Genomic DNA, 15,920 nt, shown 5'->3' on the forward strand with positions numbered 1-15,920 from the left:
CTTCGTATCTTCCGAAACTCGTGGCGATGATCGTTTTCAGCGCCGTACTACCCGATTGGGAGTGCAAAGGTGCACCTCTTTTTTTTCTTACGCAAGTACAAGGCAAAAGTATTTGCAAAGTTTTTTTGAAATAATTTGTAAAAAGCTCAAAATGAGGAAAATGTACCCCGAAAATATTTTGAAGTTTTTTTACAGAGGTTAGGTTCGGGTTAGCAAATGGGGCTGGATTGGATAAGAATGCGGTTGTGGGTTCTTTTATAGCTGTGGGGAAGCTGGGTTTGATGGTGCGTTTGGAAGATCAGATGATCTGGGCAGATTTAATGGTGTTTTTTGTTCCTATATATAAGGAAGGGGAAAGTGTTGTTTCAATGGTTTGCGGATTGTTTACAGGTGGCTCCCAGGTGCCGGAAAATTTCGGAATTTACTTCTGATTAGGAAAAGGGAGCACTGAGAGAACTGGGGAATTCCGGAGATCACTTCTGGATGGAGCTGAGCGGTCTGACTAGTCAGGAAAGATATATAAACAATTAAATGCCTACCAGAAGAGAATTAAAACTCCCATGAGGAATTAATAACGCAGAAGTAAGATAATATGGCATTTGAGTACATACATAGAAAATTCAGCGCATTCGTAGACTAATACGGTTCAAACACTTTTATTATTCTTAGAGTAATTCCACAATTATATTTCTTTTTAATACAAATAACCTGATCGTAACATTTCGGGTTTTTATCACCATGAACAATTTCTAAAATGTCAAATCTAAATATAGATTCAGTAAAGGCCCGTACTTTTGACGCTATCGTGATAGGAACAGGAATAAGCGGCGGATGGGCGGCAAAAGAACTTACCGAAAAAGGTTTGAAAACACTTATTCTTGATCGAGGAAAAGATGTAAAACATATAGTAGATTATCCAACTACCAACATGCAGCCTTGGGAATTTCCTCATTTAGGACAGCCAACTCTGGCACTTCGTGAACAAAACCCCATAGCCAGCAAGCATTACATTTTCAGGGAAGATTCTGTGCATTTTGTAATGAAAGACGCAGAGCATCCCTATATACAGGACAAACCATTCGACTGGATGCGCGGATATCAGGTTGGCGGGCGTTCATTATTATGGGCGAGGCAAACGCAGCGTTGGTCTGACTATGATTTTGAAGGTCCGGCACGAGACGGTTTTGCCGTGGATTGGCCAATTCGTTATGCAGATATCGCTCCCTGGTATAGTTACGTTGAAAAGTTTGCAGGTATCTCAGGGAATAAAGATGGCCTGCCGCAATTGCCGGACGGAGAATTTCTCCCTCCTCATGATTTAACCTGTGTTGAAAAACATTTCAGCGAACAAACGGCCAAAAATTACAAAAACACCCGCCCAATTATTATTGGAAGGGCCGCACACATCACCGATCCACAGCCGATTCATACAGAACAGGGCCGGGCAAAATGTCAGCATCGTAATATTTGCCAGCGCGGATGTCCGTTTGGTGGCTATTTTAGCAGCAATTCTTCCACAATTCCGTGGGCACAACGAACAGGAAATCTGACTTTACAGCCATATTCTGTTGTGCATTCCATTATATATGATGAAAAGAAGAAACAGGCAACCGGCGTGCGTGTTGTAGACACGAATACAAAGGAAATGACCGAATATTATGCTAAAATCATTTTCCTCAATGCTTCGGCTATTAATTCAAACTTGATTTTACTGAATTCAACCTCAAACCGTTTTCCAAACGGTTTAGGAAATGATAGCGGTGTTTTGGGGAAATTTATTGGTTTCCATAATTACCGTGGCCGGGTAACAGCCGAGTATGATGGATTTTTGGATTCTACGACAGATGGAAAACGCCCTAATGCTGCTTACATTCCTCGTTTCCGCAATGTATTCAAACAGGAAACCGACTTTCTTCGAGGCTATGCCGCTTCGTTTTCTTCGAGTAAAATGGGGAATCCTACTGAGGGTTTGATTGGCGAATCGCTGAAGACAAATTTATTGAAACCAGAATCAGGTGGATGGAGCGCCGGAGCTCAAATGATGGGTGAAACTTTAATGAAGGAAACCAATTTTATATCTCTGGATAAAACGCAAAAAGACAAATGGGGTATTCCACTTTTACGCATGCATGTCGAATTTGATGATAATGATATGAAAATGGTAAAGGATTTTTACGTTGAGCTGTCCGAAATGTTTGATAAAGCTGGTTTTAAAAATATCAAAACAGCCGATACCAAACGTAACCCAGGAAGTGAAAATCATGAAATGGGCGGTGCAAGAATGGGAAAAGATCCGAAAACATCTATTTTAAATAAGTGGAACCAGATGCATCATTGTTCAAATGTTTTTGTAACCGATGGCGCATCAATGACTTCAAGCGCAACCCAAAATCCATCATTAACTTATATGGCTTTGACGGCCAGAGCAGTGGATTATGCTATTAGCGAAATGAAAAAGGGGAATATTTAGCGCCTCAAATTCTTTTCTCACGATGAATCAGGATCGAAATCTGAACGATCCAAAGATTATTTGTAACTGATATAATATTTATCACTATGCTTTTGGATAGTGCGGGAGATTCGATGTCTTATACCCATAACTTTGGGCTTGATACAAAATTCCAATATTATAACTCACAAGTATGTCTCAAACAACGTGGAATGTAGACAACCTACATTCAGAAGTACTTTTCAAGGTAAAACATCTTGTTATCTCAACAGTTACGGGTTCTTTCAAATCTTTTAGTGGTCAGGCAACAACAGAAAGTGATCAATTTGAAAACGCGAAAATTGAATTTTCAGTTGATGCAAATAGTGTAGACACAGGTCAGCCTGGACGTGATGAACATTTAAGAGCGGCAGACTTTTTTGAAACGGACGAACATCCACAATTCAAGTTTGTTTCAACATCATTTAAGAAAGCCAAGGGAGATGTATATAATCTGCTTGGAAATCTGACGATCAAAGGGATAACCAAAGAAGTTGAGCTTGAAGCGGAATATGGCGGAACAGAAAAAGACAATTATGGAAACATCAAAGTTGGATTCGAAGTAACCGGTACCATCGACAGAAAGGAATTTGGCGTTTCTTTCAATTCTTTAACGGAAACTGGCGGACTTGCTTTGGGCGAAAAAATTAAACTCGTAGCAAATATCCAGCTTGCAAAACAAGCATAATTCAAAAAAACTGAACCGCTCTCCAGTGGTTCAGTTTTTCACCTCAATTTGTATTTTTATTACCTCGAAACCAAAATCTTCTTTACAGAGGTTACGCCGTCAGTTGTCGTAATCTTAACCAGGTAAATACCTGCCCTAAGATCTTTTACATCAACTTTATCCAAAGGTCTATTTCCCGAATTGTAAACAGAAACTCCGCTGGTACCAATCAATTGTATATTACTGATCTTATCCCAATCACCTGACTTGATACTCAGCACTTCGGCAGCCGGATTCGGATATATTTCCAGTTTTATATTATCAAATCGAACACTTCGGATAGGTCCGTAGGCAAAGGTAAGATCTCTGTCTATCATTTTTAAACGATAGTAATTCTCCCCTCCGGAGGGATTATTGTGATTGAAGTTATACACCTTTTTATTCTTACTGTCTCCACTGGAAGCAACCGAGCCAATCGCCTCCCACTCTTTTCCATTTAAACTATGTTCAATTTCAAAGCGTTCGCTGTTTGTCTCTTCGGAAGTTGCCCAGTTTAGATTTGCCAGCTCGCTCTCTTTCTGTATTTCAAAAGAAATTAGCCTTACCGGAAGGGGCATACAGATTGTGACAGGTGCTGATTGAAGATCGTTAGATGGGGTTACGTTCCCTGAAGAGGGATTCCCGAGATTAGCATCTGTCTTAACTGTTGAATATACGATGTTTACGTCATCTTTTAACCCAATTAAGGGAATAGAAACATAACCATTTGCACCCTTGGGAATTCCATTCGGGACGATCAGAAGAATCACCGTAGCTCCCACCGCGTTCGGTAGCTGACTTGCTACACTCGCAGGGAAAGGAAGATTTGAAAAGTTAAGTGGTCCATTTACTTTTAAAATGGAAGGGATCGTCACCGTGAAAGTTGCGTCATACGGAGATAGTGCTTTTCCCGCAGAAAGCCCACCAGAATAATTGCCGATCTGAACCTGGAGTGTCACCGCTTCGCCAACCTGGACAATGGATTTACTGAACGTCATCCCGGCAGAACCAGGGTCAGCTTGTCCATACATTTTTAATATTGAACAAAGAATAAAAGAAAACAGAAGTAAGGTAAATTTTGATTTCATAACTCTGAATTTAATTTTGGAGAATAAGGTTTGAGATTTTCGAAATCCTCGTATGTATAGAAATTTTACGGTTTACTGAGTATTGATACGATGCACTATTTCGTAGCGCTGGTTTCTTGTAGCCTGGACATAGTTATTCCATCTCCCGGCATCTTGCGATTTTGGGGAGGAAAAACCTGGATAAGTATCCAATTGGTTTTCCAATATCTACTTGTGAGGCTAAATCAGCACCTGATTAAGCGATATACAGATTCAAAATGCAGATAATGACATTAACAAAATGATGCGGTCGCATCACGAGGAGTTATGAGATTTCATCATATCGTCAAGCGTGTGTTTGTGTTAATTATTACTAAATCAAATTCAAGCAATACCGAAATTTTCTCTATAAATGATATCGAACAAACTTTAATACTTTCAGTATTTTATGTATTAAAATAAACTAATTAGGTAAATATATACAATTAATATTTTACAAATAAAGATATTAGCAAAATTTTATATTGAAAATTCAGATTTAAATCCCAGTTTGTCGTTTGACAAAAAAAGCCTTGACGCTAATATTCAATTCAATCTCAAAAAGAACAATATCTGTTTGTCTCATTATTTTCCAACCTGCATGTCATAGTCATTTCTATAATTATTGTAACATGAAAGAAAGTAATGGTAGTACTTGCTATAGAAAGTGTGAATTTTATCAATTGTCTCAGTCTCCCCCTTTGGTTGTCCTGAATACGGTCTTCGAAATTCTATTGATTTTGAGTTATTTGTCTTAACATCTTAGACACACGCTCTTTTAGCTATAAGTGCTATCAACAGAAAAGACATCGTGAAACACAGTAATAACAAGAACTTGATAAACCAGGCGGCAGGATATTGACTACCCAATTCATTTAAAGGAAAAAGGGGGTACAGGAATGGAAATCGTTCAAGCAAATATTATCCAAAACTTAAACTAAAATTTATGAAAAAGTTCGAATTCGAGGAAGATATTGAGATTATTTGCAATACCGTCACCACTTTCCCTAATTACATCAAAGAGGCGTTTGATGCATTACAAGAGTCTCTGCCAAACTTTGAAAACAGGAATTGGTATGGTATATCCTGGCAGAACGAAAAAGGCGAGATTATTTACAAAGCCGCGGCAACCGAACTGGAAGCCGGTGAAGCAGTACGATTTGGCTATGAAAATTTCACAATCAAAAAAGGCACTTATATAGCTGAAACCATAATGGACTGGATGAAACAAACGCATGTCATAAGTGAAACCTTCATGAAACTTTTAGAAGACCCAAGAATCGATAAAGAAGGGTATTGTCTTGAATGGTATAAAAGCGATGATGAGGTAGTTTGTATGGTTGGAATAAATGAGTAAAGTTTAAAGTGGAAAATTCCGGATAGGAAGAATCTGATCTTGACTGCATCGACATCGCCTCAGCAACCGGTTCGTCACTGCTTTTTTTCCTTATCGTAACAGCTGCCCGAAGAGCAAGATTTTTGCCGGAAAGCCGTTCGGGCTGAGGATTTTATACGTTAAAAAAAACTCAGCTCCCTCTACTTTCCGGCATAACCAATACTTTCCATTCTGCCCACGTTAAACTTTTCGCGATACGATTTTGGGGTCATACCAGCACTTTTTTTGAATAACTGCCGGAAGGCCTTCAAATCATTATACCCGGAATTTAACATTACTTCCAAAACACTCTGATCGGTTTGTTCCAATAACTTTTTTGCAGCCTCAATTCTTGTTTTTTGAAGATATTCAATGGGGGTGACACCTGTTGCCAGTTTGAATCTGCGAACGACATTTCTGCGACTGGCCGGAATATCCTGGATCATTTCTTCGATCGTACTAACATCCTGATAGGCATTTTCAATTCTCTTTTGCGCCATAGTCACGATCAGATCTCCATGATTTTGAGGAGGTTGAAATGTTCCAAAATAAGCCTGCTGTTCCCGATCCATATCAATCGCAAAAAGCTTGGCAATGTGGATGGTAACTTCCCTTCCACAATATAATTTAATCAGATGAAGCATCAGATGAAAACTGCTGGTGGCTCCGCCGCTGGTATAAATCCCCTGCTCAGCCGTCACAATCGCGTCTCCGTATAACCGGACTGCTGGAAAACTTGCTGCAAAATTAGCCGTAGCGTTCACGTGCGTTGTTGCGCTTTTTCCATCCAAAAGACCGGTCGCAGCCAGTAAAAAAGCTCCTGTACAAAAACTGGCGATCTCTGCTCCTTCCTGATATTGCCATTTCAGCCAGGGAATCAATTCAATATTTTCGCCCACGGCTTCCTTTGTTACCTCAGAAGCGAAGGCAGGAATTAAGATCAGATCCTGTTTTTCCGCGGTTGTTATGGGATTAAGTTTATATTTTCCAAAGGTTAACGTGTCCGGTGATTCTGGTACGAGTCCAAATAACTTAATGTCAAAAAACGGAACTTCGCTGTGTGATGTATAAAAACTATTTACCGATTCAAAAACATCTAAAATGGCGGCTACACTCAATAAGCGATGCCGGTTCGTGATCAAAAGAGCTAGTTGTACCATATTGTTGTGTTAAAAGTCATGACTAATTTATAAATTTTTGTCTCAAATACCCCGTAAGCTTTACTTTTTATGCCAGTATTAAAACTTCCCAAGTTACTTAAATTTGTCCTGTAACAGAATAACTTAATACCATGAACTTAAAATGGATATCCGATCCTGTCGTGTAGTGATCATTAAAAAAAAGATGATCGTATGAAGAACATCAGCTAACCAACAACTATATATGGATGCAGTTTTAAAAAAAATGAATCTGAAAGATCAAAAAACCGTGGTTGTGTTAAACGCGCCGGAGTCTTTTAATGCCAATCTCGAAAGCATCAAAGATGAAGCTGCGGTGATAACTTCTCTGGAAGATTTAAGCGTTATTGAATTCATCCTCGTTTTTGTCACAAAACAAAGTGAGATTGATGCAGTAATTCCCTGGATAGCCCCACTTTTGAAGGGAGACGCTTTGTTATGGATGTGTTATCCAAAAGGTACTTCAAAAAAATATAAATGTGATTTTAATCGTGATACCGGCTGGACGATTATGGGAGTCTATGACCTGGAACCAGTCAGAATGGTTGCGATTGATGAAGATTGGAGCGCGTTACGGTTCAAAAAAGTTGAATTTATTAAAGCGATGACAAGGTCTTCGCTTCATGCACTTTCAGAAAAAGGCAGAATTAAAGCAGGTAAAATAGGCAATGTTAAAAACTAAATAATATGAGCAAAAGTAAATTTGAAATTTCGCTGGAATCTGGTGTTCACCAACAACTTCAGCCATTGATCGGCAACTGGGAAGGAATTACCAAAACCTGGTTCGAGCCGGGTATTGTAGCAGACGAATCTCCTATGAAAGGCAGCATCCGGACAATATTAGACGGACGGTTTATTGTGCATGAATATCAGGGAAGTCTGGACAACAAACCTTTTGAAGGCATCGCAACATTTGGTTTTGATATTGCAAATAATCAAGTTCAGTGCTCATGGATCGACAGCTTCCACATGGGAACCGGCATTATGTTGTCACATGGAAGCATGACAGAAAATGGTCTTTCAGTTCTGGGAAGTTATGGCGGAACAGACATCCCCGAACCCTGGGGCTGGCGAACTGTGGTTGAATTGATTGATAAGGAGACGCTGATTATTACAGCTTACAATATTTCTCCTGCCGGAGAAGAAGACAAAGCCACGGAAACTGTTTATTCCCGAATTGACTGAGATTGCGTAGTCGATTTCGCGCGAGTGTTTCTTTTCCAAATGTCAGCCATGGCATGAATTTGTTAAGTTACCTGATTATGATAACAACAAATCAGGTTATGAAACTATTATTCAGGTGCTTGGCGATCATTTTGGTTGTTCTTTATATTTCTTCCTGCAAGCCTGTGCCTGTTTCTCACTGGTTCCCCGTAACGCCTCAGGAACATTATGAGCAAGAATTATATAAATCAAAACAGGAAAAAACGGTGGCTGGACAAACCTGGTTCCGGGTCAGTAATCAGGTTTTAAGTGATACACTTTTCTCCTTCGCGCCTCACCAGGAAAGATTTTTTCTGGGCGATTCAACACCGGCCCAATCGATACGGTTGAAAATTCCGGAAGGGAGGAAACTGGTTATAACACCTTCCAAAAATGATGAAGATTCCTCGTCACGTTTGTTTTTGGAACTATATCGTATTAAAGCCAATGGAAAACCGCAGCGTATCGGATATTTAAAATCGAATGAAAATGCAATCACAATCTCTGATCATGAGGGCGACACGTTATTATTGCGATTACAAACCGGTCTGAATGAAACACTAAAAATTTCGCTGGCTCTAACTACATTACCTACGCTGACTTTTCCAATTGCCAGTTATGGTATGCAAAATCTGATCAGTTTTTGGGGAGCTCAACGGGATGGCGGAGTTCGTTCTCATGAAGGTGTTGATATCAAAGCGCCGCGGGGTACGCCGGTTGTTGCATCTGAAAATGGCTTTATTACGCAGACGGGCACAAATAACCTGGGCGGAAAAATAGTATTTCTCTCAGCAAATGGAAGTCCATATTCTTTATACTACGCACATCTGGATAGCCAAATGGTATCTGTCGGACAACGCGTTGTTCGTGGTGACACATTGGGTTTGGTAGGAAACACTGGAAATGCAATTACCACCACACCGCATTTACACTTTGGAATATACGCCCGTGGCTCTGGTGCTGTGGATCCATTTCCTTTTATAAATGATAAGAAAGAAAAACTACCTGGTTTGCCCGTAACTTCGAGATGGCTCGGCGATACCGTAAAGATCAAATCAAAAGCGAACCTTTATGTTTCACCGACATTTTCTAATGCCGAAAAAATACGTGTTCTTTCTAAAAACGAAACAATTCGGATTTTGGGAGAATTGTCAAAAGGATATCGCGTAGAATTAACCGACGGAACGAAAGGATATATCCCGACCGTTAGTTTTGAAACGGATAAAAAGCTTTCGAAAAAATAGGATTATGGACCAGCCTGGTGACTTGTCTAAACATGAACATTTTATGCGCCGCTGTATTGACCTTGCAAACATTGCAAAAGGTAACGGCGAAAGTCCGGTTGGTTCGGTAATTGTCCAAAATGGCGAAATTATCGGAGAAGGCATAGAAGCTGGCAAAGCAAATCTGGACATTACTTTTCATGCAGAAATCGAAGCGATCAGAAGGGCATCCCAATATTTGAAAAGCCAGAATTTGTCGGATTGCATCTTATATACAACCCACGAACCCTGTATCATGTGCTCCTATATGATCCGGCATACAAAAATTAATACGATTGTTTTCGCGTTGTCAGTCGATAAATATGGCGGTTTTAGTTCGCAGTATGCGTTACTTTTGGATACTAAAATCCATAAATGGGGAAATCCACCTGTACTTATCTCTGGTATTCTGGAAGATGAATGTAGAAGATTATAATAACAAAACTTACATACCTTCTTGTCCAAAAGGAAATAAAACCGAAGGAATATGCGAACGCTTCATAATGTCACTTAGTTCTTTTGCTTTATGCGGAAATTTGGAGGCTACATTTACACGTTCCCCTGAATCTTTTGACAGATCATAAAGTTCAACCGGAGTATTCGGTTTTTCAGCCGCTTTCAGTCTTACCGCTTTCCAATTTCCCTGTCGAACCGCCTGACGGCCTCCCTGTTCATGAAATTCCCAATATAAGTATTCATGTTTTTGCTGTATACCTTTTCCAGTAATGGATGGCACAAAAGAAATCCCGTCAATATTTGCCGGGACTTTCGCTCCTGCCAGCTCTGCGAACGTTGGAAGTATATCCCAGAAAGCACCTACAAAGTTATTAGTCGTGCCCGGTTTGATTATGCCCGGCCAGCGGGCAGCAAATGGCTCACGGATTCCACCTTCATACAAATCCCTTTTTACTCCTTTAAAATCTCCTCCGCTATGAAAAAATGTCGGATCGGCTCCACCTTCGACATGCGGGCCGTTGTCACTTGTGAAAATAACCAGCGTATTTTCGTCAAGACCTTTTTCTTTGAGTTTGTCTAAAATTTGCCCGACATATAAATCCAGTCTCGAAACCATTGCAGCGAACGCAGCACGCGGATATTGCTGTGACGCATAACCTCCGTCCTTTGCATCAGCTCCATAATCTGCCCCTTTGTAAGGTACTTCGGCAAATTTTCCTTTGTAGAATTGAAAAATACTATCCGCCGGCACAATCAATTCTGCGTGAGGCAAGATGTAGGGAAGGAACAAAAAGAATGGCTGATTGGCATTTCTGGTATCAACGAAATCCAATGCCTGTTTTTGAATCAGGTCAGGAGCGTATTGTTCGTTATAAATCAGATTCTGGTTTTCCGCCAAAACCACCTTTTTCTGATTGTCCCACAAATGATCAGGATAATAGCGGTGCGCCAGACTTTGGCAATTGTAACCATAAAATTGGTCAAACCCCTGCTTGTTAGGATCGCCATAAGAACCAACCGGACCCAATCCCCATTTCCCAAAAGCAGCAGTCGTATATCCAGCCTTTTTCAAAACCTCAGCAATGGTTACCACCGAATCCGCAATTGGCTCCTGCCCTTCCGGATCAACGCCCTTATTTCCTCTGATGTAGGTATGTCCCGTGTGTTTTCCGCTCAGTAAAGAAGAACGGGAGGGAGCACAAACAGACGTTCCAGCGTAGAATTGAGGAAATTTAACGCCCTCAGCAGCCAGCCTGTCAATATTCGGGGTCCTGATTAATTTCTGCCCATTAAAACCTACATCACCAAAACCCAAATCATCAGCCAAAATAAAAATGATATTCGGACGTCTTTGACTGGTCTTCTGTGCGTAAATATTTTCTGGCGAAAGGAAAGTCAGTAGGGAAATAAGAAATATAAGTTTCTTCATTTTTATTTAATGAAAATAAACCTGACACTTTACTTCACTTAAAGATCAGCAAAGAATATCCCGGACATTTTATATTTTGTCTTGTCTTAATTTGGAATTTAATATAATCTGTAAAGAAAAAATTTTCCGAGGTCTACCGGATATTCTACAAAAAATATCCAATCTCGATACCCTGCGACAGCCCGGCCGGGCAAGCTTGAATTGACAACCACCGAAAATCCGGCATGTCCGGCTTGAACTGTCTCCCGGGTATCAGGATTGGATATATATTTTCAACAAATAAAACCTTTTATTCAACCTAAAAACAACAGATCAATTACTCTACTTATTTGATAGACAAAATAAAGTGTTTGTTTCGGAATTAACAAACACTTTCAGGAAATTATTTTGGTGTAAATTGATCACAAGGGAGAATAGGAATTTCGCAATAAATTAATAATGAGAACATTGCGTATCCTATTGCGTCTATTGCGGTTAGAAAAAAGCTCCAATGAGGCATGCTATCAATACCCATCAAGCCATTTTTTAATTTTCTACCACCGAACCCAACGGCCTAACGTTTTTTCCAATACGTTTTTGAATCTCGTCCCCCATGTCCTCCCTTGCTGCCTCAGCAATTTTTTCCAACTCAGCTACGATTTTTGGATTTTGTTCATATACATTATAGCGCTCACCCGGGTCACGCGCAAGGTTATATAGCGCAAGGGGAATGTCATGATTTTCCGGAGCAGGCCCGGGCTGACCGTTTTTGCCAGGCAGGGACCCTTCATAAGTACGTCCCGGATGTGCAAATACAAGCTTCCAATCATGCTTACGCACCGCTTCCAGGCTATTTTTCCGGTAATAATAAAGGAGATTTTCGCGGGGCGTTTTTGTATCATCACCTTTGAGCAAATCGACAAATTCAATTCCATCGATTTTCTCTTTTGGCAATTTTGATCCGGTTAGTTTGGTTATTGTCGGCAGGATATCCATATTAGATAACAATTTGTTTGAAACTCTGCCCGCAGGTACAACACCCGGCCAGCGGATAATTGCCGGAACACGTTGTCCGCCTTCATAAGAAGTTCCTTTACCTTCCCTGAAACCACCTGCCGATCCGGCGTGATCTCCATAATTCAGCCAGGGACCATTATCACTTGTGAAAATAACGATCGTGTTATCATCAAGTCCCTGTGTCTTCAATTCTGTCATGATCTGCCCCACAGACCAATCCAGCTCTGAAATGACATCACCGAAAATCCCCCTGTCACTTTTCCCCTTAAAATTAGCGGAAACAGCCAAAGGTACGTGCGGCATCGGATGCGGAACATACAGAAAAAAGGGATTTGCCTTATTTTTCCTGATGAATGAAACTGCCCGCTCCGTAATATTAGGCGTAATGAAACCCGCATCATCCAGATTTTTGATTTCCTTAACCTGCTTATTTCCCTCAATCCAGAAAAGCGGCGGATATTGCGCTTTATCCTGCCACGGATGTAGCGGCCACATATCATGAGAATAAGGAACACCAAAGTACTCATCGAAACCTTGTTGTAAAGGCAGAAATATCGAATCACTTCCCAAATGCCATTTACCAAAAATTCCGGTAGCATAGCCATTGGCTTTCAAAAGCTCGGCAATCGTTTCTTCTTTCGGGTTAAGCCCGAGTTTTTCCTTCGGCCCAAAAGCTCCTGCAACGCCAATCCGGTTTGGATAACAACCAGTTAGTAAAGCCGCACGGGAAGCACTGCATACAGCCTGTGCTGCCAGGAAATTGGTAAAACGCGTCCCTTCAGACGCTAGTTTATCAATATTAGGCGTTTTGTAACCCAAAGCTCCTGTAACAGTCAGATCTCCATAGCCCATATCGTCAATGAAAAACAAAATGACATTGGGTGTTTTGGAAGCCTTTTGGGGAGATGTCGCTGCCATAAATAATGCTGTTCCAAAAACAAAACACACCAAAAGAACGAATCTGATTTTTTTAATACTCTGCATATTACCAGCCTGAATTTTTATGTTAACGAATTTAAATCACTATATTTTGAAGGATCGCCTAAACACCAGTGGTCCGCCGCGTCAAAATCCTTGTGCACAGCATGGACCAATCAATAAAAAAGAATGGACTTTGTAAAACTCAATTCAAAATAATCTCTACTAAATTAAATTTATGGTAAAAAAACTATTTTTATCCACCCAAAACTCAGAAACAGCGGCAATTTAACGCAGTTTTTTGTCATCAATCGGTGTTTGCAACAGACAATATCTTTTTTGTTATTAAAAAAAGGCTTGTTACATTCGATCCTATCTACTATTTCAATACATTGCTTTTGTTGAATCTGCACTTCCAAAATTTCAGATCAACAGTTAATTTTAATCTGAATGGAAAAAGATTCTGTATATTTTGGCGTGAAGGAAATTGCACGCAGAGCCAATGTGTCAATTGCGACGGTCGACAGGGTAATTCACAACCGCACTGGTGTTTCGGAAAAAACGAAAAAGAAAATCAATGAGATTATAAAGGAATTGGATTATCAGCCCAATATTCTGGCGAGTCGCCTGGCTTCAAAAAATATTATTATACTGGCGGTATTGATCCCGCGTGTTTCCGAAGAAACTGACTTTTGGGAAGCACCTTTACGAGGAATTCAGCGAGCAGATCTTGAAATAAAACAGTATGGAATTCAGACAATTCCCTTTTTCTTTGACCTAAGCGATAAAGAAACCTTTGTTCAACAGGCAAATTTGATCCTGGATAAGGGTGTGCATGGGGTTATGCTCTCACCATCATTTATAGAAGAATCCAGGCATTTTACAGAAGAATGCCAGAAGCTGAAATTACCGTACGTTTTTATCGATTCTAACATTCCGGAACAGCGCAGCCTATCGTATATTGGCCCTCATTTATTTAAAAGCGGATATGTCGGTGCAAAATTACTCACCTATCGCCTGAAAAGCAGGAATAAGATTCTGGTCGTCAATATTTCAAAGGAAATTGAAAACTACAATTATCTTCAGATCGAAGAAGGATTCAGATCCTATTTTAGAGATAACGAAATGGGTAACACCATTGTTAGAATTGATATCAAAGAAACAGATTATTTGTCCGTAGCCCGCCATTTGACTTCCGTTTTTCATGACCATCAGGATATCGAAGCGATTTTTGTGACAAATTCCAGGGTTTTCACGGTTGCATCATTCCTTCAAAATAGCAAAAAGAAAGATATATCTCTGATCGGTTATGATTTCTTAAAAGAAAACTTGCAGCATTTGAACAATAATGTGATTGATTTTCTGATTTGTCACAAACCGGAAGAACAAGCATACCGGGCGGTGATGGCATTATATCAAAAGCTGGTCATCGGTAGTTCAGTGGAGAAAATTCAATATATGCCTATCGATATTATTACGAAAGAAAACCACGAATTCTATCAAAACTGAATAAGAACAAACTAATCCAATTCCTGCTTTTCCAATCATACTAATTCCGTTTAACAGACCTAAACAGAATTTTATCATATATTTTTCAAAAAAGACTGGTATTTAAAATTTGTTCGTATATTTACGGGTACGTACCCGAAACCATCATATTTCGGAGCTATTCCTAAACCTATATCTTTTTCTTAATGATTTCTTATAACCGAAGATCATTCATTAAAACCACGATTGCTACCAGCGTGGCACTGCAATTCCTGGATGGCACAACTACTCTTGCAACTCCCGCTGAGGGAAAAAGAGTGGGGATCATCGGGTTGGATACTTCACACAGTGTCGCATTTACAAAGGCACTGAATGCCGCCTCGCCAGATCCCGTTTATGATGGATACAAGGTCGTGGCAGCCTATCCACAGGGAAGTAAAGACATCGAATCGAGCATTAAAAGAATCCCGGGCTACATTGAAGAAGTAAAAAAACTGGGTGTTGAAATTACCTCGTCGATCAAAGACCTGTTGTCAAAAGTTGATGTAATTCTGCTGGAAACGAATGACGGACGGCTCCATCTTGAACAGGCACTGGAAGTTTTGAAAGCAGGGAAGAGAATGTTTATCGACAAACCCGTTGCGGGAACATTGTCGGACACCCTAGCGATTTATGAGGCTTCCAAAAAATACAAGATCCCGGTTTTCTCAGCGTCTTCGCTTCGGTATATAAAAGGTATTGAAGCTATTGACAAATCCAAAGTTTTGGGTGCCGACACTTTCAGCCCGGCGACTTTGGAAAAAACACATCCTGATTTTTTCTGGTATGGAATACATGGTGTGGAAACTCTTTATACCGTTATGGGAACGGGTTGTAAAAGTGTCAGCCGGGTAAGCACGCCTGATACTGACATTGTTGTCGGTATATGGGCTGACGGCAGAACCGGCACTTTCCGCGGAACCAGAACCGGAAAACATGATTACGGCGGAACCGTTTTTACACAGGACGGAAATAAAATTTTAGGGCCTTACGCAGGGTATGAGCCATTATTAGTTGATATCATCAAATATTTCAAAACAGGGGAAGTTCCGGTGACACCAGAAGAAACCATTGAAATATTCACATTTATGGAAGCAGCTGACGAAAGTAAACGTCAGGGAGGAAAAAGCGTTATGCTGGAAAGTATATTGGCCAAAGCGAAAAAAAAATAGATCTTATTTTCCCAGGTCAGCCGTAAGCAAACCTGGAATAGTTATATTCCGTTTGACTGAGAAAAAAAATCCAGACGTATAGAGAAGTCAGTTCTGCAATCAAC

14 protein-coding genes are annotated in these 15,920 nt (G+C 40.2%); 10 read left to right on the forward strand and 4 right to left on the reverse strand.

Features of this window, described 5'->3' with window-relative positions:
* Positions 1–227 precede the first annotated feature (227 nt).
* The 3 genes from AC1XUO_RS13785 (at position 228) to AC1XUO_RS13795 (ending at position 3,176) form a co-directional block, all read left to right on the forward strand.
* Positions 228–431 (forward strand): hypothetical protein, encoded by a 204-nt coding sequence (locus AC1XUO_RS13785; RefSeq protein ID WP_483330409.1) that lies wholly within the window; start codon positions 228–230, stop codon positions 429–431.
* Between the two features lie 323 nt (positions 432–754).
* The gene (locus tag AC1XUO_RS13790; RefSeq protein WP_483330410.1) at positions 755–2,470 is read left to right on the forward strand and encodes a GMC oxidoreductase; all 1,716 of its coding nucleotides are present in this window, start codon (positions 755–757) and stop codon (positions 2,468–2,470) included.
* A 172-nt stretch (positions 2,471–2,642) separates the two neighbouring features.
* Positions 2,643–3,176: a YceI family protein gene (locus AC1XUO_RS13795; RefSeq protein WP_483330411.1), complete on the forward strand. Its 534-nt coding sequence runs from the start codon at positions 2,643–2,645 to the stop codon at positions 3,174–3,176.
* Positions 3,177–3,235: 59 nt separating this feature from the next.
* Here AC1XUO_RS13795 and AC1XUO_RS13800 read toward each other — a convergent pair whose 3' ends face one another.
* Complete coding sequence (locus AC1XUO_RS13800; RefSeq protein ID WP_483330412.1) at positions 3,236–4,282, reverse strand: T9SS type A sorting domain-containing protein; 1,047 nt, start codon at positions 4,280–4,282, stop codon at positions 3,236–3,238.
* 964 nt (positions 4,283–5,246) lie between these two features.
* Here AC1XUO_RS13800 and AC1XUO_RS13805 point away from each other — a divergent pair.
* Complete coding sequence (locus AC1XUO_RS13805) at positions 5,247–5,657, forward strand: hypothetical protein (RefSeq protein ID WP_483330413.1); 411 nt, start codon at positions 5,247–5,249, stop codon at positions 5,655–5,657.
* 179 nt (positions 5,658–5,836) lie between these two features.
* On the opposite strand, the gene AC1XUO_RS13810 is transcribed toward AC1XUO_RS13805, so the two are convergent.
* The gene (locus AC1XUO_RS13810; RefSeq protein ID WP_483330414.1) at positions 5,837–6,835 is read right to left on the reverse strand and encodes a GlxA family transcriptional regulator; all 999 of its coding nucleotides are present in this window, start codon (positions 6,833–6,835) and stop codon (positions 5,837–5,839) included.
* Positions 6,836–7,058: 223 nt separating this feature from the next.
* On the opposite strand from AC1XUO_RS13810, the gene AC1XUO_RS13815 reads away from it, so the two are divergent.
* The 4 genes from AC1XUO_RS13815 to AC1XUO_RS13830 all read left to right on the forward strand — a co-directional run bounded on the left by AC1XUO_RS13815 (position 7,059) and on the right by AC1XUO_RS13830 (position 9,754).
* The gene (locus AC1XUO_RS13815; RefSeq protein ID WP_483330415.1) at positions 7,059–7,535 is read left to right on the forward strand and encodes a hypothetical protein; all 477 of its coding nucleotides are present in this window, start codon (positions 7,059–7,061) and stop codon (positions 7,533–7,535) included.
* 5 nt (positions 7,536–7,540) lie between these two features.
* Complete coding sequence (locus AC1XUO_RS13820) at positions 7,541–8,038, forward strand: DUF1579 domain-containing protein (RefSeq protein ID WP_483330416.1); 498 nt, start codon at positions 7,541–7,543, stop codon at positions 8,036–8,038.
* 98 nt (positions 8,039–8,136) lie between these two features.
* Positions 8,137–9,300: a peptidoglycan DD-metalloendopeptidase family protein gene (locus AC1XUO_RS13825; RefSeq protein ID WP_483330417.1), complete on the forward strand. Its 1,164-nt coding sequence runs from the start codon at positions 8,137–8,139 to the stop codon at positions 9,298–9,300.
* Positions 9,301–9,304: 4 nt separating this feature from the next.
* Positions 9,305–9,754 carry a nucleoside deaminase gene (locus AC1XUO_RS13830; protein WP_483330418.1) on the forward strand — a complete coding sequence of 150 codons (450 nt, stop codon included), beginning with the start codon at positions 9,305–9,307 and terminating at the stop codon, positions 9,752–9,754.
* Between the two features lie 9 nt (positions 9,755–9,763).
* Here AC1XUO_RS13830 and AC1XUO_RS13835 read toward each other — a convergent pair whose 3' ends face one another.
* Together AC1XUO_RS13835 and AC1XUO_RS13840 are read right to left on the reverse strand one after the other, a co-directional pair.
* Positions 9,764–11,203, reverse strand: coding sequence for an arylsulfatase (locus AC1XUO_RS13835; RefSeq protein WP_483330419.1), 1,440 nt, complete (start codon positions 11,201–11,203; stop codon positions 9,764–9,766).
* 525 nt (positions 11,204–11,728) lie between these two features.
* Entirely contained in the window at positions 11,729–13,117 is a 1,389-nt protein-coding gene (locus tag AC1XUO_RS13840; RefSeq protein ID WP_483330420.1) for a sulfatase family protein, read from the reverse strand.
* Between the two features lie 450 nt (positions 13,118–13,567).
* Between AC1XUO_RS13840 and AC1XUO_RS13845 the strand changes: the two genes are divergently transcribed.
* Positions 13,568–14,626: a LacI family DNA-binding transcriptional regulator gene (locus tag AC1XUO_RS13845; RefSeq protein ID WP_483330421.1), complete on the forward strand. Its 1,059-nt coding sequence runs from the start codon at positions 13,568–13,570 to the stop codon at positions 14,624–14,626.
* A gap of 185 nt (positions 14,627–14,811) precedes the next feature.
* Positions 14,812–15,816 (forward strand): Gfo/Idh/MocA family protein, encoded by a 1,005-nt coding sequence (locus AC1XUO_RS13850; RefSeq protein WP_483330422.1) that lies wholly within the window; start codon positions 14,812–14,814, stop codon positions 15,814–15,816.
* Positions 15,817–15,920: the final 104 nt, after the last annotated feature.

The sequence above is a fragment of the Dyadobacter sp. HNCC25DJ186 genome, from assembly GCF_056895235.1.

Bases quoted from the DNA above. Each gene is read 5' to 3' on its own strand.
- AC1XUO_RS13845 (WP_483330421.1), top strand. From the start codon at position 13,568: ATGGAAAAAGATTCTGTATATTTTGGCGTGAAGGAAATTGCACGCAGA.
- AC1XUO_RS13850 (WP_483330422.1), top strand. From the start codon at position 14,812: ATGATTTCTTATAACCGAAGATCATTCATTAAAACCACGATTGCTACC.
- AC1XUO_RS13825 (WP_483330417.1), top strand. From the start codon at position 8,137: ATGAAACTATTATTCAGGTGCTTGGCGATCATTTTGGTTGTTCTTTAT.
- AC1XUO_RS13840 (WP_483330420.1), bottom strand. From the start codon at position 13,117: ATGGCAGCGACATCTCCCCAAAAGGCTTCCAAAACACCCAATGTCATT.
- AC1XUO_RS13820 (WP_483330416.1), top strand. From the start codon at position 7,541: ATGAGCAAAAGTAAATTTGAAATTTCGCTGGAATCTGGTGTTCACCAA.
- AC1XUO_RS13830 (WP_483330418.1), top strand. From the start codon at position 9,305: ATGGACCAGCCTGGTGACTTGTCTAAACATGAACATTTTATGCGCCGC.
- AC1XUO_RS13810 (WP_483330414.1), bottom strand. From the start codon at position 6,835: ATGGTACAACTAGCTCTTTTGATCACGAACCGGCATCGCTTATTGAGT.
- AC1XUO_RS13800 (WP_483330412.1), bottom strand. From the start codon at position 4,282: ATGAAATCAAAATTTACCTTACTTCTGTTTTCTTTTATTCTTTGTTCA.
- AC1XUO_RS13795 (WP_483330411.1), top strand. From the start codon at position 2,643: ATGTCTCAAACAACGTGGAATGTAGACAACCTACATTCAGAAGTACTT.
- AC1XUO_RS13835 (WP_483330419.1), bottom strand. From the start codon at position 11,203: ATGAAGAAACTTATATTTCTTATTTCCCTACTGACTTTCCTTTCGCCA.
- AC1XUO_RS13790 (WP_483330410.1), top strand. From the start codon at position 755: ATGTCAAATCTAAATATAGATTCAGTAAAGGCCCGTACTTTTGACGCT.
- AC1XUO_RS13805 (WP_483330413.1), top strand. From the start codon at position 5,247: ATGAAAAAGTTCGAATTCGAGGAAGATATTGAGATTATTTGCAATACC.
- AC1XUO_RS13815 (WP_483330415.1), top strand. From the start codon at position 7,059: ATGGATGCAGTTTTAAAAAAAATGAATCTGAAAGATCAAAAAACCGTG.